The sequence below is a fragment of the Arthrobacter sp. B055-34 genome, assembly GCF_059090425.1.
In genome coordinates this window covers 36,911-60,739 of record NZ_JBNHFQ010000013.1, presented here as the reverse complement: position 1 = coordinate 60,739, position 23,829 = coordinate 36,911, and the positions used below count along the sequence as shown (strand labels likewise).

The window sequence follows — 23,829 nt, the reverse complement described above, 5'->3', positions numbered from 1 at the left end:
GTCAGTCCGCTACCGGCACGGCCCGGTCGTTGACGTAGCTGACGCCGAGCTGGGCTCGGACGCCGTCGAACAGGCGCATGGTGTTCAACGTGTCATCCAGCGGCATGGTGGGACTTTCCAGCAGGCCCTGCTGGATGCAGCGGGTGACATCGCGCAACTCGTACACATAGTTCTGGCCCACCGGCTCAAAGGTTTCGATCCGCGGCGTTCCATTGTGCTCCCGGATGATCAACTCGGTTGGATTGTGCAGCGGGCTGTTGGTGCGAAGCCAGCCATTGCTGCCGCAGATCGTGGCGGTCCGCGGCGAGGACGCCAGGAGCGAGGAAGTCAGCTGCGCCTGGGCGCCCGAGCTGTAGGTGAGGGTCAGCGCGTTCTGGGCGTCCACGCCGTCGTCGTTAATATGGCCGACGGCGGAGATGGTCTGCGGGAATCCCAGCGTGCCGAGGGCCCACGTGAGCGGGTAGACGGTCAGATCCAGCAGGGCTCCTCCGCCGGCAGCGGGATTCCACAGCCGGGCGGCCGGATCATAGAGGGCGGGAAAGCCTATGTCCGCCTGCAGCCACTGGACCACGCCGAGCTCCCCGGAGTGGAGGATCTCCCAGGCGCGGTGGACGATCGGCAGGAACCGCGTCCAGACTGCCTCCATCAGGAACAGCGAGTTGCTCCGGGCCAGCTCGGCCAGCTCCAGGGCCTCGCGCGCATTGATGGTCAGGGACTTTTCGCACAGCACGTTCTTGCCGGCTTCCAGTGCGCTCCGGGCAATTTCGTAATGCTGACCGTGCGGAGTGGCCACGTAGACGATATCGACGTCGGGGTCTGCGAAGAGCTGCTCGTAGCCTTTGCCGCCGTCGTCATCAAAATAGGCGGCGGTAAAGCCGAACTGGTCCCGGAAGGCCAGCGCGTTTTCCGCCACCCGCGAGCTCACCGCCTGGAGCACGGAGTCCTCGAGCAGGGCGATGTCACCGCTGACCTTGGCGGCGACTTTCCCCGTGGAAACGACGCCCCAGCGCAACGGCCGGCCGGTGGCGGCTAGCGGGCTGGGTGCCCCGGGGGCGGCGCAGGGCGGCGTGATGATTCGCGGGGGCGTTGTCATGAATCCATCATTACCGCTGCAAATGATAACGTCCATCAAGCGGGGCAAGTCTCAACGTTTCACCTGACGGTGGTGCCGCGCTGTTCGGGTGCCCGGCGAGTGGCACCTTCATCGAAATGGGGGATAGGCATGAGCGCCGTGCGCCGCTACGTTTTTCCGATTGTCTGGATGGCCATTTTCGCCGTCATCGCCGTGGCACTTTTCAAGCTGGCCTTCGTTGACGGCATGCGTGCAGAGGCGACGGACCAGCAGCCCGCGGCGCAACTGGTCACGCCCAGCATTCCGGCCGCCCGCGGCACCGTGACCAACGTGGTCCAGGTGCAGGGGGCCGTCGCGAGCGATCCGGCCGTTGTGGTCCGCAGTACCGCCGAAGGCACCGTCAACTTTGTCCATGTGGCGGTGGGCGCGGACGTTGCCAAGGGCGATCCGCTCTTCCAGGTGCAGAAGCTCGTGGAGCCGGATCCGGCGCAGGCCACCGAACTCTTTGCGGGCCGGACCGCCGACGACGGCGGGACCTCCGACACCAGCGGGCCCAACGGGACTGCCGGGAACGCCGAGCCGGAACCGGTACGGCAGGCTGCTCCGCCCGCTCCCGTTTATACCTACACCGACGTGGTGGCCACAGCGGCGGGCAAGGTGACGGACCTGGCGGTGCTCGTGGACCAGCAGGTCAGTGTGGGTGCCGATGCCGTGACGCTTTCGCCTGGAACCTTTTCCGTCTCCGGCTCCCTGACCTCGGACCAGCAGTTCCGGCTGCTGGACCGCCCGAGTACCGCGATGGTTACGGTCACAGGTGGCCCTGCGCCGTTCGAATGCCAGGCCGTTACCGTGGGCGAAGCATCCTCCTCGGACCCGGCCCCGCAGGCGCCGCAGGACCCGGCGGCCATGGGGCCGTTCGGGCCTGCAGCCCCTGAAACGTCCACCGGCACGGTCAGCTGCGCCGTGCCCGAAGACGTCACCGTTTTCGCCGGTCTCGGAGCCAGCATCGACATCAGCGCCGGCACTGCCGAGGACGTGATCACAGTGCCCACCACCGCGGTCAAGGGCGCGGTGGACTCCGGCGTCGTCTGGGTTGTGGAGAACGACGGCGGTGCGGAGCCCGTCGATCGCGAGGTGAGCCTTGGTCTCAACGACGGCCAGCAAGTGGAAATCACCGAAGGACTGGACGAGGGCGAACTGGTGCTGCAGTTCGTCCCGGGTGCTCCCGCCGAGGAACTGATGGGGCCGGGCACGGAAGGTTTCGGCATGGTGATGGGCGGATGACGGCAACCACCACCTCGCGGACGCCGGCGGCAGAGCATCCGGAAGCACCGCTGGTTGCGCTGGAGCGGGTAGAGCGAACGGTACTCATTCCCGACCATGAACCGCTGCACATTCTGCAGGGCGTGGACCTGGACATCCGGATCGGCGACCACCTGTCCATTGTGGGCCGGTCCGGCTCTGGCAAGTCCACCCTGCTGAACATCCTGGGACTGCTGGACGTTCCTACCGGAGGCGCGATGTCCTTCGGGGGCGTGCCTGTCCAGTCCATGAGTGAAAAGCGCCGCGCCGTGACGCGCGGCGCCCGGGTGGGATTCATTTTCCAGCAGTTCAACCTGCTGCCCGGCCGCACCGCGCTGGAGAACGTCATGACGCCGCTGCTCTACGCCCGGGGCAAGCAGTTCTGGCAGCGTGAGCGGCTGGCCACCGAGATGCTCGGATCGGTGGGGCTGGGGGACCGGCTGCGGGAGAAACCCCACAAACTCTCCGGCGGCGAGCAGCAGCGCATCGCCATCGCGCGGGCGTTGGTACGCTCGCCCCAGCTGATCCTGGCGGACGAGCCGACCGGCGCACTGGACATCGAAACGGGCCAGTCCGTGATGAAGCTGCTGGATAACGTGGCACGGGAGTCCGGGGCCGCACTGGTCACCATCACGCATGACCCGAACGTCGCCGCGCTGGCACAGCGGCATTACCGCCTGCAAAACGGTGTGCTCGTTGACGGGGAGACTGCAGCATGACCGGCTTAATCGCGGCCCTGGTCGAAGCCTGGGCAGAACTGCGGATCCATAAGACAAGGATCCTGCTGGCGCTGATCGGAGTGGCCTTGTCGGTGGCGGCCCTGACCACCGTCGTCGGGCTGGGTAACATGTCCCGGGAAGCCATGGTGCAGACGCAGGAGCAGCAGGGCGGCCGCGCGGCCACCGTGACTGCCGAAGTTTTCCCGGCCAGCGGAGAACTGGAGGTACCGCAAGTACGGGAGGCCCTTGAGGGGCTGGTGGAGCGTTATGGCGTTGAGCATTCGAGCGTGCGCTACCAGACATCGGTTCCGTTCCAGTTCCCCGACGGCGTTTCGGCGGCGGAAACCATGGTGGTGGACCGAGGGTACGGCACGATGCGCCGGGTGGATCTGTCCCTCGGGCACTGGTTCACGCCCACCGACGAGCAGCGGCTGGCACCTGCCATCATCGTCAACGAGGCTTTCCACCAGCGGCTGGGGCTTCCCGATCTGCAGCAGAATCCCGCGGTGCAGATCGTCCGGGAGCGGCCGATTACGGCCGCCGTCGTCGGCGTGGTCCCCAACCAGTGGCCCGAGGCGCCGCCGCAGGCAATGCTGCTCGCGGCGCACTACGACGCCTGGGCTTTGGGCGGCGAGGCGCTGATGCCCCCAGCGATGGAGATGTGGGTTCCGGAGGAGATTGCCGAACCGCTCGCCGCCGCCATGAGCAGTGATCTCGCGGCACAGTTCGGGCCCGGTTCGGCACAGGTATTCAGATCCGATTATGCGGCCTTCGGCGACCCGTTCGAGAGCATTCAGCTCGCCGTCGGCGGAATTGCGGGTTTGGTGCTGCTGCTCGGCGCCGTCGGGCTCCTCAACATCTCGATGGTGACGGTCCGCTACCGGGTGCGCGAAGTCGGGATCCGGCGCAGTTTCGGTGCGACGGGTGGCCGGATTTTCTTCGGCGTGATGCTCGAATCCGTAGTCGCGACGTTCGTGGCAGGGGTCATCGGCGTGATGCTGGCGGTGGCCGTCGTCAAGAGCCCGTGGGTGCAGGACGTGATTGCCGCCGGCGTGAGCGAACTGCCGCCCTTTCCACTGGAGGCGGCCTTGATCGGCCTGGGAGCGGCAACCGTGGTGGGTGCTCTTGCCGGTCTGATCCCGGCAGTGGTGGCGGTCCGGGTCAAGGTCATCGACGCCATCCGGTACTGACAATTGCCAGCGGGCGCATCGGGTCCTGGCCCGGTTCTCGGCGCCCGCGGCAGTAGTCCGCCTTGCCGCTGACCTGCGGTTCCGGTGTTGCGCCCCTGTTACTGCTACTCCATGAGTGGTACAAAGTAAGTAGGCTGATATTCCCGTTCAGCAGGAAAGAGGCGCTATACCCATGGATACATCCCAGATTGTATGGATCATTGTTGCAGTTGTAGTTCTTCTGATCATCATCGGTTTGATTGCCTTCTTCGCGAAGAAGCGCAACAAGGCCAAGATGCATGAACGGCAGGAAGCGGACCGGGCGAAAGCCGCCGAAGTCCGTCAATCGGCCCAGGCTACTGCGCTGGGCGCCCGTGAACGCGAGGCGGAGGCGCACCGCGTCCAGGTTGATGCCGAGCAGGCGGACATCGAGGCCGAGCGTGCGCGGATGGAAGCAGACCGGATGCGGCAGCAGGCCGATGAGCGCAAGGCCGATGCCCAGGGCATCCGCGATGAATCGCAGGAGCAGCTGCGCAAGGCCGACGAAATGGATCCGGACGTCAACACCGACGACAAGCGCAAGGGCGGGCGCGGAAGTGACCGGGGCGCCGGTGACCGCGATGAACACCGCGGCCCCGAAGTCAACCGCGACGACGAGGGCCGCCACGTTGCCCGCGACGCGGACGGAGACCAGCGCCGCCCGTGACAGCGGCGGTTTCGTCCTGAGCCCACTTCGTCAGGAACTGCTCAGCGGCCGGCATCTTGAAGGAACATCGTTCCCCAAAGATGCCGGTCGCTGCTGTATGTCCGACCGGGGGATGCCCTTGCTACCCCTTGACGGAGCCGCTCATCAGACCGCCCACAAAGTACTTGCCGAGGATGATGTAGACGATCAGGGTGGGCAACGATGCGATGAGCGCACCGGCCATGGACGCGGCGTAATCCGTCAGCTGGCCGCCGGCGAGGAAGCTCAGGGCAATGGTGACCGGTCCGTTGCTGCCCGAGGAGAAGAAGGCAGCGAACAGATAGTCGTTCCAGGCTGAGGTGAACTGCCAGATCAAGACAACAACGAAGCCCGGCGCGGAGACCGGCAGGATGACCGAGGCATAGGTCCGCAGCAGGCCGGCACCGTCCACTCTGGCTGCTTCGATCAGTTCGCTGGGCACCGACTCGTAGTAGTTGCGGAAGATCAGGGTGCAGATGGGCAGGCCGTAAACGATGTGCAGAACCAGCAGGGAGGGGATTCCGTTGGGGATGTTGAGCCCCTGCATCAGCTGGGTCAGCGGGATCATGACCGCCTGGTACGGGATGAACATGCCGAACAAGATGAGCGTGAAGACCACATTGGCGTAGGGGAACCGCCAGCGCGAGAGGACAAAGCCGTTCATCGAGCCCAGCATGGCAGAGATGATGGACGCCGGAATGACCAAGGCAAAGGTGCGGCCAAGCGCAGGCGCCAGCGTCTCCCAGGCCTTGGCCCAGCCGGCGGTTTCCCACGCCGTCGGCAGCAACCAGGCCGTTGAGGGATCCGCATCGGCGGGTCCCTTGAAACTGGTAATGACCAGCACATAGGCCGGAATCAGGACGACGACGACGAACACCAGCAGCAACGCGTACTTGAGCGTGCGGTTGATTTTCTGCCCGCCGCTGCTGCGGGCGGGCGCGCGCGGGGTCGAGACTTCGACCGGGGGCGGGACGGTGGCGGTCGCCATCAGCGCTTCTCCTGCCGGGAGGTGTAGACGAGGTAGGGGACAACCACCAGTGCCACCAGAATGAGCATGATGGTGCCGATGGCGGCGGAATCCGCGTAGTCGCTGCCGATGTACTTAACCCACATCATGGTGGCGGGCACCTGGATGTCGTAGGTGTTGGCATCCGGGACGATGGCGCGGATCAGGTCGAAGAGCTTCAGCGACATGTGGCCGATGATGATGACGGCGGAAAGCATGACCGGGCTCAGCTGCGGGAAAATGACATGTCGGTACAGCTTCCATTCGCTGCAGCCGTCGATCCGGGCGGCCTCGCGCAACTCGTCCGGAATGCCGCGGAAACCGGCCAGGAACAGCGCCATGACGTAGCCCGAGAGCTGCCAGATCGCGGGGACGGCGATGGCCGCCACACCCCAGTTGGGGTCCGACCACCAGCTGTTCTGCAGGAAACCCAGCCCAATGCTCTCCAGCAGGCGGTTCAGGCCGGTAGTGCGCTCGCCGCCGGGCTGGTCCGTCTGCAGGCTTGAGAGCAGCCAGCGCCAGACCACGCCGGAGGCGATGAAGGATACGGCCATCGGAAACAGGTAGACGGAGCGGAAGAAGCCTTCGCCGAAGTCGGGGCGTTCGAGAATCCAGGCCCAGAGAAACCCGAAGATGAGCGTGCCGGCCAGGAAGACAACCGTCAGCAGCAGCAGGTTGCGCAGCGAGTGCTGGAAGTCGGCGTCTCCGAACAGGCGGAAGTAATTGTCCAGACCGACGAAGTCCGCGCGGGGCAGGGACGTGTGCTGGTTGGTCATGGAGATTTGGACGTTCTGGGCGATCAGTCCGTAAACGAAGATGCCCAGCAAGATGATGGTGGGGGATATCAAGGCCAGCGCCGGGCCCCAGGTCCTGATTTTCGCGAACACGAACCCTATCTCTCCTCAGGCAGCAGCGGAACGAACGCGGTGGGCGGGTGCTTGAGGCCTGAGCCGCACCCGCCCACCGGTGTTGTCCGGAACTACTGCGCGAACTTTTCCGCTATCGAAGCGGCAGATTCCTGCAGTGCGGCAACGTCCTGCGGTCCGCCGAACTTGCTCACGGCGGTGCTCAGCTCGTTCAGCCATGCCACCGGCACCGCAGCGCCGTGGGCGAGCGAGGAGACGATGGTGTCCGAGGAAAAGTCCTCGATGGCGCTCTGCTGGTACTCGCCGAATTCATCGCTCGGCACGTCCGTGCGGGCGGGGATGGACCCCTTCGCCGCGTTGAACGCCTGCTGGCCTTCGACACTCGAAATGGTCGTCAGCCATGCCTTGGAGCCGGCCGGATTCGGGGCGCCCTTCGGCAGGGTGAACGAATCGGCCAGGAAGTCGAAGACGCCGTCGGTTCCGGGTGTCGGGAAGTACACGTAGTCCGTGCCCGGCTTCAGCCCGTCCTGCGCAAACTTGGCTTCAGCCCAGTCGCCCATCACGTTGTAGGCCGCGGCCCCGTCTTCGACCAGCTGCGTGGCAGGGCCCCAGTCGCTGAGGGTGTCGCGGTCCGAGTTGGTGTAACTGAGCGCCTTCTTGTAGTTCTCGATCGCCTCGGTCACCTCGGGGCTCTTCCAGTCCGTGGTGCCGTCCCAGAGGCCGCTGTAGCCTTCGGGGCCGAGGGTTGCCAGCAGGATGTTCTCGAACAGCTGCACCTGGGTCCAGGTACCGGCGACAGCCAGCGGGGTGGTGCCGCTTTCCTTGATCTTGTCCATGTCCGCGAACCAGGCGTCGAGATCGGCTGGTGGACTGTTCGGATCCAGGCCGGCTTCCTCAAGGACTTCCACGTTGGCCCACACCACGTTGGCGCGGTGGATGTTGGACGGAACCGAATAGATCTTGCCGTCCACGGTCAGGCGGTCCAGCAGATCCTGCGGGAAAGCCTCATTGAGCTGGGCTTCCTCGTAGAAGGAGCTCAAATCCTCGAGCTGGTCCGCATTGATGTAGTCCTGCAGCTCGGCCCCGGCATGGGCCTGGAAGGAGTCCGGCGGATTGCCGGACTTGAGGTTGGCCGCAAGAACGCTCTTGGCCTGGCTGCCCGCGCCGCCGGCCACGGCCAGGTTGTCGAAGGTCAGATCCGGATACTGCTCGTCGAAGATGTCCACGAGCGCATCCAGGCCTACTTTCTCCGACCCGTCGGCCCACCAGGTAAAGACCCCGACCGAACCGGTAGCTTCTGTCGGGTTCGCTTCTTCGACCGAGCTTCCTCCGCCGCATGCGGACAGGAGCAAGCCTGCTGCCGCAACGCTGGCGAGCAAAGATACGCGTCGCATAACGCCTCCATTACTGAGCAGTCATTGACTACTTTGTCGTCTGGCTGAAGTTTGCACACGGGTTCGTGGCTTGCCATGAAGTTAACTCCGTCACACACGTTGCCGTCAAGAGTTGAACGCAAAACTTCTGCCGAGCCAGCATGCGGGCTGTTTTTACAACGAGGGCAGCTCGGCCTGCTGCAGGACTAGCGTGGCAGCGCCGAGGGCTTCGGCCCGGTTGCTCAGTCCCGACATGGCCAGTTCGGTGGATTCGCCCACGGCGGGTACGGCATGGCGCAGCAGCCCCCGGCGCACGGGGTCGAGCAGGATGGCGTTTAGCCCGGTCAGGGAGCCGCCGAGGACAATGACTTCCGGGTTGACCAGATTGCACACGTTCGCCAGCGCCCGGCCAACCGCCAACCCTGCGTCGTCGATTACCCGCAGTGCCGCCGGGTCGCCGTCGAGGGCGATCCGGACAATGTCTTCGGTGCTGACCGGTTCGGATTTGCCGCGGCTCAGCAGCTCGATCATCGTGGAGGTCGACGCCACCGTTTCAAGGCAGCCGCGGTTTCCGCAGCGGCAGATGAGGCCGTGATCGGCGACGGTGGCGTGGCCGATTTCGCCGGTCACGCCGATGTTGCCGTAGAACGGTGCGCCGTTGAGGATCAGTCCCGCACCGATGCCGGAGCCCAATTTCAGGAAAACCAGGTTCTGCACGTTCTGGTAGGGGCCCCAGCTGACCTGTGCCAATGCACCCAGATTGGCGTCGTTGTCGATGAAGACCGGAATGCCGAACGCCTCGCGGAGCCGGCCCAGCAAATCGATGCCCACCCATTCGGGCAGGATCGCTCCGTGGATGACCTTGCCGGTGCGGTGGTCGATCGGGCCGGGAATGCCGGCGCCCAGGCCGAGGAGCGATCCGGGTTCCACGCCGGTGTCCGCCAGCAGCCGCCGGACCAGCTGGGCGGCGGCCTCGATGCCTTCCTCCGCCTGGTGGCCGAGGGGCAGTTCGACGCCGTCCTCAGCCAGAACCCGGTGGTCCAGGCTGACCAGCACCACGTTGACATGCCGCCGGCCGAAATCCACGCCGACCGCAACCGCACCGCGGCCGTTCAGTGTGACGGAGAGCGCCCGGCGGCCGGAGCTGGTGGTCGGCGAGGTCAGGATCAGGCCGTCATCGACCATGGCCTTGACGATGTTGGACACGGTCGCGGTGGACAGACCGGTCTGCCGGGCCAGCTCGGCCTGGGTCAGCCCGCCGCTGGTCATGAGCGCGCGGATGACCCGCTGGCTGTTGCGCCTGCGCAGTGCACTCTGGGAGCCGGGCCGGTGGTCGGTGCCCGTCACTGTGGCTGGTTCGGCTGGCATACCTAACAGGGTGCTCCCGCTACCCCTTGTAGTCAAGAAGTTAACGAAAGACGACCAGGTGGACTGGAAATTATGCGTTGGCATCCCGGTGCAGCTTGGCGAGCTCGACGTAGTGCGCCGCGTTGTCGAGGACGGACTGGTATTCCTCGTCGCTGAGTTCGCGTCGGACCTTTGCTGGAACTCCGGCCACCAGCGACCGGGGCGGGATCTGCGTGCCCTCGAGTACCAAGGCGCCCGCGGCAACCAGCGAGCCTTCGCCGACGACGGCGCCGTTCATGATGGTCGCGCTCATGCCGATCAGGCAGTTGTCCTCCACCGTGCAGCCATGGACCACGGCCGTGTGTCCGATGCTGACGCCGGCACCAACGGTGCAGGGGAAGCCCGCGTCCGCGTGAAGCACCACGTTGTCCTGCAGGTTGCTGCCTGCTCCCACCCGGATCGGGGCACTGTCGCCGCGGACCGAGACGCCGTAAAAGGCGCTGGAATCGGCGGCCAGCTCCACATCGCCGCTCAAGGTGGCGGTGGGAGCGACAAAGGCGGACGGGTCGGTGGCCGGGGTTTTGCCGGCGAGTGTGATGATGTGGGCCATGGCACCAGCCTACCCAAGCCGGGGTTGCAGCGCGGCGTGCGCACCGCCGTCGTAAATCAGGGTTTATAGATCATGAAGTACTGGTAATGCCCGGGGTCCTGGTCGTGTTCCCAGGTGGTGAAGTCGCGGATGGTGCCGTGCGGTTCGAACAGGCTCAATAGGGTCTCGTCGGAGCGGCGGCTGAAGAAGCGCTGCGGTTCCTGATCGTCCGCGGCGTTGATGCCCTCGCTGTCGGAGCCGGACCAGAGGCCCACGGCCAAGGGGGAGCCGGGTTTGAGGACGCGCATGATTTCGGTCAGGACCCCGTAGAGGTCGGCGTTGGCGACATGCAGCAGTGTGCTCATGGTCCAGGCGGCGTCGAAGGTCTCGTCGGCGAACGGCAGCTCGCGGGCAGAGGCGACCGAGGCTTCAAGCTGTTTGTGCCTGGCGATCCGCACGCTCGCTTCGGAGAGGTCTACCCCGGTGTAACGGATGCCGGCGGCCTTGAACGCGAGGCCGTCGACGCCGGTGCCGCAGCCGATTTCCAGCAGGTCGTGCCGGCGGGTCGCCTTGAGGTGCTCGATGAACTCGCTGCGCTTGGCCACCCGCTGCGGATCCGGTGTCCGGGCATCGCGGACTTCGGCCTGCCGGTCATAGTAGGTTGTCAGGTCCCTCTCATAGTTGCCCATGCTCCGACCCTACGTGGGGACGGCAGCCAGGAGAAGGGCAGGTGCGGGAGAGCCCGGTCAGTTGAAGACGACCGTCCGCTGCCCGTCCAGCAGGACGCGGTGCTCGGCATGCCACTGGACGGCGGTGGCCAGCGTGCGCGCCTCGACGTCGCGGCCCATGGCCACGAACTGCTCCGCGGACTTCGCATGGTCCACGCGGATGACTTCCTGCTCAATGATCGGGCCCTCGTCCAGATCCGGCGTGACGTAGTGCGCCGTGGCGCCGATCAGTTTGACGCCGCGGTCGTGCGCCTGGTGGTACGGCCTGGCGCCCTTGAAAGACGGCAGGAAGGAGTGGTGGATGTTGATCGCCTTGCCCTGCAGGTCCGTGCAGAGCTCGTTGCTCAGGATCTGCATGTAGCGGGCGAGCACCACGAGCTCGATGTCGTACTCGGCCACCAGGTCGCGGAGCGCTTGTTCGGCTTCGCCTTTGGTGTCCGGCGTGACCGGAATGTGGCGGAATTCGATGCCGTAGAACTCGGCCATGTCCGCCAGGTCCGTGTGGTTGGAGACGATGATCGGGACGTCGATGGGCAGCGTGCCCGAGCGCTGCTGGAACAATAGGGAGTTGAGGCAATGCGCGGACTTGGAAGCCATCAGCAGAGTGCGCATCCTGGCGCCCTGCTGGTTCAGGCTCCACTTCATGGTGAAGGTTTCCGCCACGGGCTGCAACGCCCGGTGCAGGTCTGTGTAGGACGTGCCGGTGGTAACGGCAACGCGCATGAAGAACCGGCCGGAACTCGGGTTCCCGTACTGCTGCGAATCGACGATGTTGCAGCCGGCTTCCACCAGCGCTCCGGTCACGGCGTACACAATGCCGGGGCGGTCCTCGCAGGAGAGCGTCAGGTTGTAGGTGGAATCGGTGCTGGGCAGGAAAGCTTCACTCACAGCTCCAAGGTTACCGGTGCGGGCGACGAAACCGACGACGGCGTCACGAGCGACGGCGTCAGCCGGCCACCGTTGCCAGTGCATGCGCTCCTTGCTCCGGGACCCGAAGGATCTTCAGCTGCTGCACCGCTGCCATCGCCGCCGCCCGGCCGGCCCGGGTGGCACCGACTGTGGAGGCGGAGGAGCCGTACCCCACGAGGAACAGCCGCGGTTCCTTGACTACGGACACGGCGTCCGGCCCTATGCGGATACCGCCGCCGGGCTCACGCAGCTGCAGCGGGGTCATGTGGTCCAGCGAGGGGCGGAAGCCGGTTGCCCACAGGATGACATCCACCTGCTCGGCCGATCCGTCCGCAAACACCACGCCGTCCTCGGTGATCCGGGCAAGCCGCCCGCGGGAGACCAGGACGCCGGCGTCGATACCTGCCTTGTAGGTCTCGTTCAGCGGCAGGCCCGTCACGCCGACCACGCTCACCGGCGGCAGCCCGGCGCGGGTTCGTTCGTTGACCTTGCGCTCCACCTCGATGCCCCAGCTGGCATCGAAGGGCTCGGTAATGAAGTCGGGCTCCCGCCGCGTGGACCAGACGGTCCGCGCGCCGGCGGCATCAAGCTGGAGCAGGAACTGCAGGGCCGAGGTGCCGCCGCCGACCACCAGCACGCGCTTTCCCCGGAACTCGTCGGCCGACTGGAAATCGTGGGTATGCAGCTGCCGGCCGCGGAACGTCTCGCGCCCGGGGTAGTAGGGCCAGTACGGCCGGTCCCATGTGCCGGTACCGCTGATGACCGTGCGCGCCAGCCACTCGCGGCCCGAGGCACTGGTGACCCGCAGCAGCTGCCCGGCGCCGCCGTCGTCGTTGGTAATGGATTCGACGCGTTCGGGGCGGTGGACGGAAAGATTGAACTTCTGCTCGTAGGCACCGTAGTAACGGCTAACGACAGCGGACGCCGGCTCCGCGGGGTGGGGAACCCCGAGCGGGAGGCCGGGGAGATCGTGCAGCCCATGCGCGGCGTCGAAGGTCAGGGAGGGCCAGCGGTGCCGCCACGCGCCGCCGGGGCCTTCGTTCGCGTCCAGGACCATGTAGTCCTGTTCCGGAACCAGGCCGCGCCGCTGCAGATGGTAGGCGGCGCTGAGGCCGGCCTGGCCGGCGCCGATAATCACTGCGTCCAGAACCTTGTCCATGCCGCTCCCGCTCGAATTGGTTGATGCGTCAACTTCTATGGGTTCCAACGGCCCTGGGTGCCCGGGTATTCCAAGATGCCTCGACGGCGTCGGGCGGGGGGAGGCGGGATGGGAGCCGGGATGGGGGCGGGATGCCGCCCGGAAATGTGTCGAGAACGTGTCGAAACGTGTCGAAAAAAGTCGGTGACGCCCGTAGCCAGGGAGGCCGCCGCCGTCGTACTTTTCAGGGTCTGCGGGAGGCGCAGTAGAATTCCTATCGTCGCGACTGGCGTCAGGTGGACCACCATCAGGAAGCGGCGGCAGGGCCAACCGACCCGTGGGTTGATTGGCGCTGCACAGTGCAGACCACGGATCGCACGCCTGGGCCGAGGGTCAAGTTTCAACCGGATGCGCCTTGCGGTGCAATTTTGCAGGCCGGACACACAATGCGTGAGTCTGTCCGCAACCGGTAGCCTGACCTGTAGCAAATCCCTTATCTCCAGGAGAACCCCGTGACGTCTTCCACCCCGTCAGTCACCGACCAGCCTCTGGCCGAAGTCGATCCCGAAATCGCTGCCGTTCTCGATGCCGAGCTCGGGCGCCAGCGCGACACGCTGGAAATGATTGCCTCCGAAAACTTCGCCCCGCGCTCCGTGTTGGAGGTCCAGGGATCCGTCCTGACCAACAAGTACGCCGAGGGCTACCCGGGCCGCCGCTACTACGGCGGCTGCGAGCACGTGGACGTGGCCGAGAACCTGGCCATCGAACGCGTCAAGAAGCTGTTCGGCGCCGAGTTCGCCAACGTCCAGCCGCACGCCGGCGCGCAGGCCAACGCCGCCGCGCTCGCCGCCCTGATCAATCCGGGCGACAAGATCATGGGTCTGTCCCTGGCCCATGGCGGACACCTCACCCACGGCATGAAGCTGAACTTCTCCGGCAAGCTCTACAAGGTCGCCGCGTACGAGGTGGACCCGCAGACCTTCCGCGTGGACATGGACAAGGTCCGCGAGCAGGCCCTGGCCGAGCGCCCGAACGTCATCATCGCCGGCTGGTCCGCCTACCCGCGGCAGCTGGACTTCGAGGCGTTCCGCTCCATCGCGGACGAGGTCGGCGCCTACTTCTGGACCGACATGGCGCACTTCGCCGGTTTGGTGGCCGCCGGGCTGCACCCGAACCCGGTGCCGCATTCCGACGTCGTGACCTCCACCGTGCACAAGACCTTGGCCGGGCCGCGCTCGGGCGTCATCCTGGGCAAGCAGGACTTCGCCAAGAAGATCAACTCCAATGTCTTCCCGGGCCAGCAGGGCGGACCGCTGATGCACGTCATCGCTGCCAAGGCAGTGGCCTTCAAGATTGCCGGCAGCCAGGAGTTCAAGGACCGCCAGGCGCGCGTGCTTGAGGGCGCCCGCATCCTGGCCGAACGCCTCACCGCCGCCGATGTCACCGAGGCAGGCGTCTCTGTGCTGACCGGCGGCACCGACGTGCACCTGGTCCTGGTGGACCTGCGCAACTCCGAACTGGACGGCCAGCAGGCCGAAGACCTGCTGCACTCGGTGGGCATCACCGTGAACCGCAATGCCGTGCCGTTCGACCCGCGCCCGCCGATGGTTACCTCCGGCCTGCGCATCGGCACGCCGGCGCTGGCCACGCGTGGTTTCGGCTCTACCGAATTCACCGAGGTTGCCGATATCATCGCCACAGCGCTCAAGGGCGGGGCCGACGTCGAGGCGCTGCGCACGCGCGTGACCAAGCTGGCCCAGCAGTTCCCGCTGTACCCCGGCCACGAGCAGTGGTAACGCCGGCTCCGGCCGGTTCCCGCAGTCCACACGTATTCCGAACAGGAGCCCGATGAATTCTGAAGCCACCCAGACCGCGCAGAAGCTGGACGGAACGGCTACGGCCAAACGCATCAAGGAAGAGCTCACCGAGCGGGTTGCCGCGCTAAAGACCCGCGGTATCGTGCCCGGGCTCGGCACGGTGCTGGTGGGGGAGGACCCCGGCAGCAAGTGGTACGTCGGTGGCAAGCACAAGGACTGCGCCGAGGTAGGCATCAATTCCATCCGCCGCGACCTGCCGGACACCATCTCGCAGGAGGAACTGGAAGCGGTCCTCGATGAGCTGAATAACGATCCGGCCTGCACCGGCTACATCGTCCAGTTGCCGCTGCCCAAGCACATCGACACCAACGCCATCCTGGAGAAGATCGACCCAGCCAAGGATGCCGACGGCCTGCACCCGATGAACCTGGGCCGGCTGGTGCTCAACGTCAACGCGCCGCTCGATTCGCCGCTGCCGTGCACCCCGCACGGCTGCGTGGAACTGCTGCTGCGCCACGACATCGAGCTGGCCGGCAAGCGCGTGCTTGTGGTGGGCCGCGGTGTCACCGTGGGCCGGCCGCTGGGGCTGCTGCTGACGCGCAAGTCCATCAACGCCACCGTGGTGCTGGCCCATACCGGCACCGTGGACCTGGCCGATGAGCTGCGCCGCGCGGATGTGGTGATTGCCGCCGCCGGCATGCCGCACATGGTCAAGGCCGAAGACCTCAAACCCGGTGCCATCGTGCTCGACGTCGGTGTCAGCCGCGTTGAGGATGAGGAGACCGGCAAGGCCAAGGTCACCGGCGACGTTGAGCCCGCGGCCAAGTCCGTGGCCAGCTGGCTCTCGCCGAACCCGGGCGGGGTGGGTCCGATGACCCGCGCCATGCTGCTGGCCAACGTGGTGGAAGCCGCCGAGCGCCAGGCACGCTGACCGCAGTTCTGCTGCGTTTCGGGATTCTGCTCCGCTTTCACGGCGGCAGCAGGGTCCCGTTCGCAGTTAAACCCTGCTTCGAGGCGGGCCTACTCCCGGTGGAGTAGGCCCGCTACACCTCCGGGCGGAAGCGCAGCGCCCCGTCGCGCAGGTACGCTCGGATCATGAACCCGGGCTTCCGCGGGCCGCCCACCGCCGTCCTGATTGCGGTGACGGCCGTCATCCAGCTGGTCGGCACCAGTTTTGCCGCCGCCCACCAGTTTTCCCAGCGTCCGCTGGATCCCCTGGCCTACGTGCTGCTGCTGGCCGGCCCCGCACTGCTGTCGCTGCGCCGCAAGGCTCCCGGTCCCATGGCCGCCGGGGCAGCCCTGGCAACGGGAACCTATTTCGCGGCCGGCTATCCGGGCGGACCCATCTGGCTCTCCCTGGTGGTGGCGCTGTTCATCGCGGTGCGCTCCAAGGCACGCTGGTGGGCCTGGGGGGCCGTCGGCGGCCTGGCTCTGCTGTTCTTTTTCGCCGCCTTCTTCACCGGCGGGCTCGCCGATTCCGCCCGGGCCGGGGCAGGCGTGGCCTGGCTGGTCATAGTCGTCATGATGGGGGAGCTGCTGGCGTCCCGTGCCGGACGACGCGCCGAACGCCGGCGCTCCGAGCTCGAGGCGGAGCAGCGCCGGCGGAATGAAGAGCGGCTGGTCCTTGCCCGGGATATTCACGACGTCGTTGCGCACTCCCTCTCGATGATCAATGTGCAGGCATCGGTCGCCCTGCACCTGGCCCGGAAGGATCCGGATCCGGAGCAGATGCGGCAGGCGCTGGAGGCCATCAAGTCCGGTTCCAAGGACGCCCTCGCCGAGGTGCGGGACGTCCTCGCGGTGCTGCGCCAGGACGCGCCGAGGGCTCCGGCCCAGCGGCTGGACCAGCTGCCGGAACTGCTGGCACGGGCCGAACAGGGCGGCCTGCAGGTCCGGCTGGATAACCGCGCGGGCCAGCTGCCCGAAAGCGCAGCCGCCGCGGAAAGCACGGCGTACCGGATCATCCAGGAAGCCGTGACGAACATCGTCCGGCACGCGAACGCCAGTCAGGCATGGGTGGGCATCCGCGTCGCCGATGGCGTGCTCGAAGTGACAGTGGAGGACGACGGCGTGGGATTGGGGAATGCGCCGGAAGGCAACGGATTGCGCGGGATGAGAGAGCGGCTTGATACGCTCGACGGCGAACTGGCGGTGGGGACGCGCGAGCCTGCAGGCACCCGCGTGCACGCCCGCATTCCGCTGCCGGGCGACAGGCCTGCAGCTGCCGGCCGGCCTGCAACGGGCGGCATGCCGGGTTCAGGAGGGGCAGACCGATGATCAGAGTGCTGCTCGCGGATGACCAGACCCTGATCCGGGCCGGCTTCAGGGCGCTGCTCAACGCCGAAGACGACATGGAGGTCGTTGCGGAGGCCGGCAGAGGTACCGAAGCGGTCCGCCTGGCCAAGGCAACGAAGCCGGATGTGGTCCTGATGGACATCCGCATGCCCGGGGGAGACGGCATCGATGCCACCGCAACGATTCTGGCCGCGGCCGAGCTCTCCGGTACGCGCGTCATCATGCTGACCACTTTCGAACTGGATGACTACATTATCGACTCCATCCGGGCCGGGGCCAGCGGCTTCCTGGTCAAGGACACCGAGCCCGAAGAGCTGATCCGCGCCGTGCGTGCAGTGGCCGACGGCGACGCACTCCTCTCGCCGTCCGTCACCCGCCGCCTCCTGACCAAGGTGGCCGCCGAGTCCCGCCCCGCGCCCGCGGCGCCGTCGTCGTTGGAGCAGTTGACGGCACGGGAACGGGAAGTCCTGGCCTTGGTCGGCGCCGGGCTGAACAACGCGCTGATCGCCGAGAAGCTCTGCATCACGCCGCTGACGGCAAAGACGCATGTCTCGCGCATCATGACCAAGCTGATGGTCCGTGACCGCGCGCAGCTGGTGGTCCTGGCCTACGAGTCCGGGCTGGTGCGGCCCGGCTGGACCGGCGCGGGGCCGGACCGGTAAGCAGCGAAGGCGGCCAGCCGTAGCCTTCAGCCCGCCCGGCCAGCCAAGTCACGTGGGAGTACTGCCGGGCACTCCCGGGAGAGTAGCCGGCGGTGCATAAGTGTCTCCACCGGGGCGACGACCTGCGGCGTCGCGCTCGGAAGACTTGAACTGTGATCGACGGACGGTCACGGACGAAAAGTTTGGAGCAATCATGTTGACCGCAGCAACCGGCGCCATCGCCGCCACGAGCCTTGTCGCCCAGGGACCCTGGAATGACGGACGCGGACCCGGCTGGTGGATCCTGCTGGTTCCGCTCTTCTGGATCCTGGTTATCGGCTTCGCCGTCTTCCTGATCCGCCGCACCATGTGGCGCAACCGCAGGCAGGAAAGTGTCCTGGGAGCCGAAGGCGTCCTGCGCGAGCGGTATGCCCGCGGAGAGATCGATGAGACGGAGTTCCGCCAACGGCTGGAGGTCCTTCGCGCCCAGCCGCAACGCTAGCCGAGGCCGGTCCGGCCCCGGCTACGACGCAAACGAAGAGGCCCCGGACATAAAATCCAGGGCCTCTTCGGGCTGTTCTGTGCAGGAGCGCTTTAGACGGTGGCCTTCACGGTGTCGGCGTCGTCGGTGGAGGCGCCGCGGCGCTTATCGAAGATGGTGGCTCCGACTTCCTGCTCGGCCTGGTTCTTGATGCTCAGGTCGATACCCGGGCGGTCCCGCAGGACCAGCACGGCGCCCATGGACACGAAGGTCACCAGCAGCAGGTAGACCGACACCGCGGTGGAGGAACCTGTGGCCTGCACCAGCGCCTGCGCAATGGTCGGCGCGAACGCCCCGCCGAGGATGGCGCCCAGCGCGTAGGAGATGGAGACGCCGGAGAAGCGCACGGAGGCCGGGAAGATCTCGCTGTACCAGGCAGCCTGCGGTCCGTAGCCCAGACCCAGGCCCACCGAGAACAGCCCCAGCGCCAGGTAGAGCGCCCACAGCTCGCCCGTGTTGATCAGCCAGAACAGCGGGAAGACGGTGATGGCCTGCGCGGTGAAGCCGATCAGGTAGGTCTTCTTGCGTCCGATCTTGTCGGAGAGAATGCCGGCCAGCAGGGTAAAGACAAACCACATTGCGGCACCGAAAGTGATGGCCAGCAGGACCGGGGTGCGGTCCAGCCCGACCGGGCCATTCGGATCCGTGGCGTAGCTGGGGATGAACCCGCCGGTTGCCATGTAGCCCGCGGCGTTGTTGCCGGCGAAGACCAGCGCGGCCAGGATGACCAGCAGCCAATGCTTCTTGAAAAGCTCGACGGCGGGAACAGAGCGCTGCTCCTTCTTCTCCGCGATTTCCTGGAAGACCGGGCTTTCCTCCACGGTCCGGCGGACAACGTAGCCGACCACAATGAGCACGAAGCTCAGCAGGAACGGTACGCGCCAGCCCCATTCGACGAAGGCTGCGCCGGGGGAGATGACACCGGTCATCAGGGCGGTGACGCCCGAGGCCAGCAGCATGCCCAGGGGAACACCGAGCTGCGGGAAGGAGCCCGCGCGGCCGCGGCGGTCCCGCGGAGCATGCTCGACGGCCATCAGGACCGCGCCGCCCCATTCGCCGCCGGCGGAGATGCCTTGGACGATGCGCAGCAGGAGCAGCAGGATGGGAGCCAGCACGCCGGCGGTGGCGTAGGTGGGCAGGAAGCCGATCAACGTAGTCGACGCGCCCATCAGGATCAGCGTGAGCACCAGCATGGCGCGGCGGCCGATCTTGTCGCCGTAGTGGCCGGCAAGGAAGGCGCCCAGAGGCCGGAAGAGGAAGCTGATGCCCACGGAGGCGAAGGCAAGCAGCAGGCCGATCGAGTCGCCGGCCGGCTTGAAGAAGAGGTCGGCGAAGACCAGACCCGCGGCCGTGGCGTAAATGAAGAAGTCGTACCACTCGATGGTGGTGCCGATGATGGTGGCAAAGGCCACCCGGCGCTGGTTCGAAGCCTCGGAGCGGGGCTGCGTGTGAGTGCTCATACATGTTCCTTGATCGAGCGATTACTGCAATGTGGCCGGCACGGGAGCCGGTTGAATTCATGAACGGTTGAAAAGTAGAACTAGTCCACAGTTGTTACGAGTATCACAGGAAAACTTCCTCCGGTAAACTTCAGAGAACTGCATAACTTCCTTGATTGGACCGAAGAACTGTGGCTAACTTCACGCTCCGCCAGCTGGAGCTTTTCGCTGCCCTGCCGGATTTCCCCACCCTGAGTGCGGCCGCCGCCAGCCTGCGCATCTCGGAGTCGGCCCTCTCCCAGGCCATCACCGCCCTGGAGAAGATCGCGGGGGAGCAGCTGTGCGTGCGGCGCAAGGCGCGCGGGCTCCAATTGACTCCTGCGGGGCAGTTCTTTGCCCAGCGGGCGCGCCGGCTCATCCGCGACGCCGACGACCTGGTCAACGACCTGGCAGGAGAAGCCGGCACGCTCAAGGGCCCGGTGAAGCTGGGCTGTTTCAGCAGCCTGGCCCACAACCTGCTGCCCGGCATCCTCGAAGCCCTGCCTTCCTCACATCCTCAGCTGAACGTGGACGTCACCGTGGGCACGCACACCGAACTGCTGCCCGCGCTGGACGCCGGACTGCTGGATATGGCCATCGTCTACGACATGCAGCTGCCCGCGGGCTACAACCAGCGGACCATCTACCGGACGGAACTCGAGGCCGTCCTGCCGCCGGACCACAAGCTGGCGGCGCAGGAGACGGTGGATCTGGCGCAGCTGGCCGGGGAGTCCCTGATCATGTACGACTCCAGCCCCAGCACTGCCAACACCCACCATGTCTTCGCCGAACGCGGCCTGCGTCCCAACGTTGTCTCCTCAATGCCCCAGATGGTGCTCGTACAGGCCATGGTCGGCCGCGGACTTGGGTATGCCCTGCTGATGTCCAGGCCGAACTCTCCGGGGCTGACCGTCGAAGGCCGTCCGGTGGCCATCCGGCCGTTGTCCCCGCCGGCCACCCGGACCACGGTCTGCGCCATCTGGCCCGAAGACATGTCGCTGAGCCCGCGGGCCGAAGCCGTGGTGGACCTGGCCGTGCGGGTTCTGGGCGGCCAGGACTGAGGACCGGCTAGACGCCTGCCGCGGCGGCCTTGGAGTAGGCCTTGAAATCGAATTCCGGGTCGGCGGCCTGTCCCGGGCTCAGGGTGCGTCCCTGGGCGAGGACCCTGCGGGCGGCCATGTGGTCGGCGGGCTGGTTCACGGATTCGACTGCCACCAGCCGGCCGCCGCGGTAGCAGAAGACGGAGAACTTCCCCTCGTCCGGGTTTCCGCGCAGGACACTTTCGTCGTCGGGGTGGGCGATGCCGGCGATCTGCAGCCGCAGGTCTCCCTGGGTGGACCAGAACCAGGGCAGCTCGGTGTAGTCGCGGCCGCCGTCGTGGGTGTCGAGGATGGACTTGGCGGTGTGCCGGGCCTGGTCGGTGGCGTTCTGCACGGATTCGAGCCGGGTGCGCGCCTCGGCGTGGTGGCTGGGGTAGTTCGCGCAGTCACCCAGGGCGTAGATGTCCTCGTCGTCGGTGCGCATGGCACTGTCTACCGTGATGCCGTTCGCCACCGCGAGTCCGGCCTGCTCGGCGAGTTCGGTGCGGGGGATGACGCCGATGCCCACCAGCACCATGTCGGCGGGGTAGGTTTCGCCGGTGGTGCTGACCGCGGCGGCCACGTGCCCGCGCTCGCTTGCCTGCCCGGCTTCGCCCTGCCCGCTGTCGTTGCCGGTGAAGGAGGCGATGCCTTCGCCCAAGCGCAGGTCCACACCCATGTCCCGGTGGGCCTGGGCAAACCAGTTGCCCATCACGGGGCTCAGCGCGCGGGCCATTGGCCGGTCCGCGTATTCGAGCACCGTGACGTCCAGCCCGCGTTTGCGCGCCGCGGCGGCGAACTCGAGCCCGATGAAACCGGCGCCGATGACGACGACGGAGCGCACGGTGTCCAGGCGGGCGTGGACGGCTTCGGCGTCGGCCAGGGTCCGCAGCCCGTAGATCCCTTCCAGACCGCTGCCCGGGACGTTGAGTTCGCGGTTGGCGGCGCCGGTGGCCAGCACCAGCGTGCTGTAGCCGATGCTGGATCCATCGGACAGCGCAACGGTATGTCCGGCGCGGTCGATGGATGTGACCCGCACGCCCAGGCGGGAGTCGACGTCGTTGTCGGTGAAGAACTTTTCCGCGCGCAGTGGCAGCGGTTTCGGCTCCTTGTCCGCGGCCATGAAGTCCTTGGACAGCGGCGGGCGCTGGTACGGGAAGTGCGTTTCCTCGCCGATGACCGTGATGGTTCCGGCGTAGCCTTCCCTGCGCAACGAGTCGACCAGCTGGATGCCGGCCTGCCCGTTGCCGACAATGACAATGTTCTGCTGGTTCTGGGAGTGCTGCGCGTTGCTCGATGTGGTGGGTGCGGCGGTCATGGTGGCCCTTCTCTGTGGTGGCGGACTTCCTAGATCTGGCTGGCGGGAACGTCGACCTCGATCTCGTCGAAGCCTTCGCCCGCCTTGATCTGGCAGCCCAGCCGGCTGCGGTCCTCATCGCGCGGGTCTGCGGTGCATTCGAGCATTTCCTCTTCGTCCTCGCTGATTTCCGGGAGGCCGTCGAGGTACTCCGGGCGGACGTAGACGTGGCAGGTGGCGCACATTGCCTGGCCGCCGCATTCGCCGACGATGCCGGCGACGCCGTTGGTCACGGCCGCGCGCATCAGGGAGGTGCCCGGGTCGACGTCGAGCACGTCTACATTGCCGTCATTGTGGTGGAAGCTGACTTTAGCCATGGGAGATTTCCTTCTCGAAAGTGTGGTCTGGTCTGATGATATGCCGGTTACTTCGCGTCCCAGCGGACCGGCAGGGCGTTCATGCCGCGGAACACCCAGCCGGCATCGACGGCCGGCCGTTCCGGGTCCAGGCGCAGGTTGGGTAGTTCGGCGAAGAGTTGCGGCAGCGCGATCCCCGACACCGAGGCCTTGGCCACCCACGCGCCGGCGCAGTAGTGGTTGCCGCCGCCGAAGGCCAGATGCGGCTTCTTGGGCCGGTTGATGTTGAAGCTCTCCGGATCCTCGAAGACCTGCGGGTCGCGGTTGGCAGCACCAACAACGACGCCGAGGCGGGCGCCCTTGGGCAGCTGCACACCTTCCAGGACGGTGTCGCGGGTGGTTTCGCGCGGGTACATGCCGATGGGCGCGACCCAGCGGACGGACTCCTCGAACACGGTGGGATAGATCGCGGGGTCTGCCAGTACCTGGGCCAGCTGGTCCGGATGGGAGAGCAGTGCCCAGACTGCCACGCCGAGCACGTCGCGCGGCTCATTCAGGCCGCCGCCGATGGTCATCTTCATGTTGGCCCGGATGGCTTCCAGCGGGATCGGCATGCTGGTCATGCCGGAGAGCAGGCTCGAGTCCGGGTTTTTGCGCAGGTAGGGCAGGATCTCATCGATCGCGTCGTCGACCTCGTTGTAGGACTTTTCCGAGGCGGCCCAGACCTCCGGGTCATCGGCGTAGTTGCCGGTGCCGTTGATCATCGACTGCGACCAGCGCTGCATGTCTTCCTGCGTGGCGTTGTGGAAGCCCATCACCAGGCGCAGGTTTTCCGCCGCGTACGGAGCGGCGTACTCCCAGATCAGGTCGGAGCCGGGGCCGGCGGCCTTGAGCCGGGCCAGGTACTTTTCGTGGTTGGCCTGGAAGATCGCGTTCCAGTGCTCCTTGATCGCCTTTGGCCGCAGCACCGAACCATAGGATTTGCGGTCGACGTCGTGATCCGGATCATCCTTGCGGAGCATCGAGTGGCCCATGGCGCGCTTCATCAGCGAGTTGGTTTCGTCGGCGGAGAAGATTTCCTGGTCATTCTCGACCGTATGGCAGGCCGCGTAGCTGGTGACCATGTAGCGGTTCACGGCAGGCACCCAATGGACCGGCGCCTCGGAACGCATCTTCCGGTAGATCGGGAACGGGTTGCGGTAGAGGTCCTCGATGGTCACCCAGTCCGCGGTGGGCACCGGGCGGGCTGCAATGGCTTCGGCGGTCATCGTCCACTCCTTGTTGCTGCCGGTCGGACCGGCACGGTAGGTGAGCTGTCTTTCAACTGAGTGTGGCAGGAATCATATCCCCGGGTAAAGTTCATAAATAGTTGATTTATCCGCA

The 23,829-nt window shown here is 66.4% G+C and carries 23 protein-coding genes and 1 riboswitch; of the genes, 10 read left to right on the top strand and 13 right to left on the bottom strand.

The genetic code is table 11. From position 1 onward, the window contains the following. Position 1: 1 nt before the first annotated feature. Complete coding sequence (locus AC5RWO_RS19670) at positions 2 to 1,093, bottom strand: Gfo/Idh/MocA family protein (RefSeq protein ID WP_498733362.1); 1,092 nt, start codon at positions 1,091 to 1,093, stop codon at positions 2 to 4. Positions 1,094 to 1,222: 129 nt separating this feature from the next. Between AC5RWO_RS19670 and AC5RWO_RS19665 the strand changes: the two genes are divergently transcribed. From AC5RWO_RS19665 to AC5RWO_RS19650, 4 genes are all read left to right on the top strand, one after another. Continuing rightward, positions 1,223 to 2,356 (top strand): efflux RND transporter periplasmic adaptor subunit, encoded by a 1,134-nt coding sequence (locus AC5RWO_RS19665; protein WP_498733360.1) that lies wholly within the window; start codon positions 1,223 to 1,225, stop codon positions 2,354 to 2,356. After that, complete coding sequence (locus tag AC5RWO_RS19660) at positions 2,353 to 3,093, top strand: ABC transporter ATP-binding protein (RefSeq protein ID WP_498733359.1); 741 nt, start codon at positions 2,353 to 2,355, stop codon at positions 3,091 to 3,093. The genes AC5RWO_RS19665 and AC5RWO_RS19660 overlap by 4 nt, the downstream gene beginning before the upstream one ends. Beyond that, the gene (locus AC5RWO_RS19655) at positions 3,090 to 4,283 is read left to right on the top strand and encodes an ABC transporter permease (protein ID WP_498733358.1); all 1,194 of its coding nucleotides are present in this window, start codon (positions 3,090 to 3,092) and stop codon (positions 4,281 to 4,283) included. The genes AC5RWO_RS19660 and AC5RWO_RS19655 overlap by 4 nt, the downstream gene beginning before the upstream one ends. A 172-nt stretch (positions 4,284 to 4,455) precedes the next feature. After that, entirely contained in the window at positions 4,456 to 4,968 is a 513-nt protein-coding gene (locus AC5RWO_RS19650) for a hypothetical protein (protein ID WP_498733356.1), read from the top strand. 121 nt (positions 4,969 to 5,089) lie between these two features. Here AC5RWO_RS19650 and AC5RWO_RS19645 read toward each other — a convergent pair whose 3' ends face one another. From AC5RWO_RS19645 to AC5RWO_RS19610, 8 genes are all read right to left on the bottom strand, one after another. Next, positions 5,090 to 5,974 carry a carbohydrate ABC transporter permease gene (locus tag AC5RWO_RS19645; RefSeq protein ID WP_498733354.1) on the bottom strand — a complete coding sequence of 295 codons (885 nt, stop codon included), beginning with the start codon at positions 5,972 to 5,974 and terminating at the stop codon, positions 5,090 to 5,092. Then, a complete protein-coding gene (locus tag AC5RWO_RS19640; protein WP_498733352.1) occupies positions 5,974 to 6,879 on the bottom strand; it encodes a carbohydrate ABC transporter permease in 906 nt (301 codons plus the stop codon). Before AC5RWO_RS19640 ends, AC5RWO_RS19645 begins: the two co-directional genes overlap by 1 nt. Positions 6,880 to 6,971: 92 nt before the next feature. Beyond that, positions 6,972 to 8,252 carry an ABC transporter substrate-binding protein gene (locus AC5RWO_RS19635; RefSeq protein WP_498733350.1) on the bottom strand — a complete coding sequence of 427 codons (1,281 nt, stop codon included), beginning with the start codon at positions 8,250 to 8,252 and terminating at the stop codon, positions 6,972 to 6,974. A 153-nt stretch (positions 8,253 to 8,405) separates the two neighbouring features. Further along, positions 8,406 to 9,599 (bottom strand): ROK family transcriptional regulator, encoded by a 1,194-nt coding sequence (locus AC5RWO_RS19630; RefSeq protein WP_498733348.1) that lies wholly within the window; start codon positions 9,597 to 9,599, stop codon positions 8,406 to 8,408. 70 nt (positions 9,600 to 9,669) lie between these two features. Continuing rightward, entirely contained in the window at positions 9,670 to 10,188 is a 519-nt protein-coding gene (locus AC5RWO_RS19625) for a gamma carbonic anhydrase family protein (protein WP_498733346.1), read from the bottom strand. 56 nt (positions 10,189 to 10,244) lie between these two features. Next, on the bottom strand, positions 10,245 to 10,856 hold the full coding sequence (locus tag AC5RWO_RS19620; protein ID WP_498733345.1) for a class I SAM-dependent methyltransferase: 612 nt from the start codon (positions 10,854 to 10,856) through the stop codon (positions 10,245 to 10,247). A 57-nt stretch (positions 10,857 to 10,913) separates the two neighbouring features. Further along, positions 10,914 to 11,867, bottom strand: a complete 954-nt coding sequence (gene purU / locus AC5RWO_RS19615; RefSeq protein ID WP_498733343.1) for a formyltetrahydrofolate deformylase — start codon at positions 11,865 to 11,867, stop codon at positions 10,914 to 10,916. Next, the gene (locus AC5RWO_RS19610; protein WP_498733342.1) at positions 11,842 to 12,963 is read right to left on the bottom strand and encodes an FAD-dependent oxidoreductase; all 1,122 of its coding nucleotides are present in this window, start codon (positions 12,961 to 12,963) and stop codon (positions 11,842 to 11,844) included. Before AC5RWO_RS19610 ends, purU begins: the two co-directional genes overlap by 26 nt. Before the next feature lie 251 nt (positions 12,964 to 13,214). Further along, positions 13,215 to 13,292: riboswitch (ZMP/ZTP riboswitch) on the top strand. 162 nt (positions 13,293 to 13,454) lie between these two features. On the opposite strand from AC5RWO_RS19610, the gene glyA reads away from it, so the two are divergent. The 5 genes from glyA (at position 13,455) to AC5RWO_RS19585 (ending at position 18,197) form a co-directional block, all read left to right on the top strand. Next, positions 13,455 to 14,738: a serine hydroxymethyltransferase gene (gene glyA / locus AC5RWO_RS19605; protein ID WP_169991183.1), complete on the top strand. Its 1,284-nt coding sequence runs from the start codon at positions 13,455 to 13,457 to the stop codon at positions 14,736 to 14,738. 52 nt (positions 14,739 to 14,790) lie between these two features. Beyond that, entirely contained in the window at positions 14,791 to 15,690 is a 900-nt protein-coding gene (locus AC5RWO_RS19600; RefSeq protein WP_498733341.1) for a bifunctional methylenetetrahydrofolate dehydrogenase/methenyltetrahydrofolate cyclohydrolase, read from the top strand. 164 nt (positions 15,691 to 15,854) lie between these two features. Beyond that, complete coding sequence (locus tag AC5RWO_RS19595) at positions 15,855 to 17,036, top strand: sensor histidine kinase (RefSeq protein ID WP_498733339.1); 1,182 nt, start codon at positions 15,855 to 15,857, stop codon at positions 17,034 to 17,036. Then, positions 17,033 to 17,716, top strand: a complete 684-nt coding sequence (locus AC5RWO_RS19590) for a response regulator (RefSeq protein WP_498733337.1) — start codon at positions 17,033 to 17,035, stop codon at positions 17,714 to 17,716. The genes AC5RWO_RS19595 and AC5RWO_RS19590 overlap by 4 nt, the downstream gene beginning before the upstream one ends. Positions 17,717 to 17,909: 193 nt before the next feature. Continuing rightward, a complete protein-coding gene (locus AC5RWO_RS19585) occupies positions 17,910 to 18,197 on the top strand; it encodes an SHOCT domain-containing protein (protein ID WP_498733336.1) in 288 nt (95 codons plus the stop codon). A gap of 92 nt (positions 18,198 to 18,289) precedes the next feature. On the opposite strand, the gene AC5RWO_RS19580 is transcribed toward AC5RWO_RS19585, so the two are convergent. Beyond that, on the bottom strand, positions 18,290 to 19,696 hold the full coding sequence (locus tag AC5RWO_RS19580; RefSeq protein WP_498733335.1) for an MFS transporter: 1,407 nt from the start codon (positions 19,694 to 19,696) through the stop codon (positions 18,290 to 18,292). A 170-nt stretch (positions 19,697 to 19,866) separates the two neighbouring features. Between AC5RWO_RS19580 and AC5RWO_RS19575 the strand changes: the two genes are divergently transcribed. Beyond that, entirely contained in the window at positions 19,867 to 20,775 is a 909-nt protein-coding gene (locus AC5RWO_RS19575) for a LysR family transcriptional regulator (RefSeq protein WP_498733333.1), read from the top strand. A 7-nt stretch (positions 20,776 to 20,782) separates the two neighbouring features. Here AC5RWO_RS19575 and AC5RWO_RS19570 read toward each other — a convergent pair whose 3' ends face one another. From AC5RWO_RS19570 to AC5RWO_RS19560, 3 genes are read right to left on the bottom strand one after another with little or no spacing between them, the layout of a single operon-like run. Further along, a complete protein-coding gene (locus AC5RWO_RS19570) occupies positions 20,783 to 22,111 on the bottom strand; it encodes an NAD(P)/FAD-dependent oxidoreductase (RefSeq protein ID WP_498733331.1) in 1,329 nt (442 codons plus the stop codon). A 29-nt stretch (positions 22,112 to 22,140) separates the two neighbouring features. Further along, complete coding sequence (locus AC5RWO_RS19565; RefSeq protein WP_074699272.1) at positions 22,141 to 22,467, bottom strand: 2Fe-2S iron-sulfur cluster-binding protein; 327 nt, start codon at positions 22,465 to 22,467, stop codon at positions 22,141 to 22,143. Positions 22,468 to 22,514: 47 nt separating this feature from the next. Next, positions 22,515 to 23,714 carry a cytochrome P450 gene (locus AC5RWO_RS19560; RefSeq protein WP_498733329.1) on the bottom strand — a complete coding sequence of 400 codons (1,200 nt, stop codon included), beginning with the start codon at positions 23,712 to 23,714 and terminating at the stop codon, positions 22,515 to 22,517. Positions 23,715 to 23,829 lie beyond the last annotated feature (115 nt).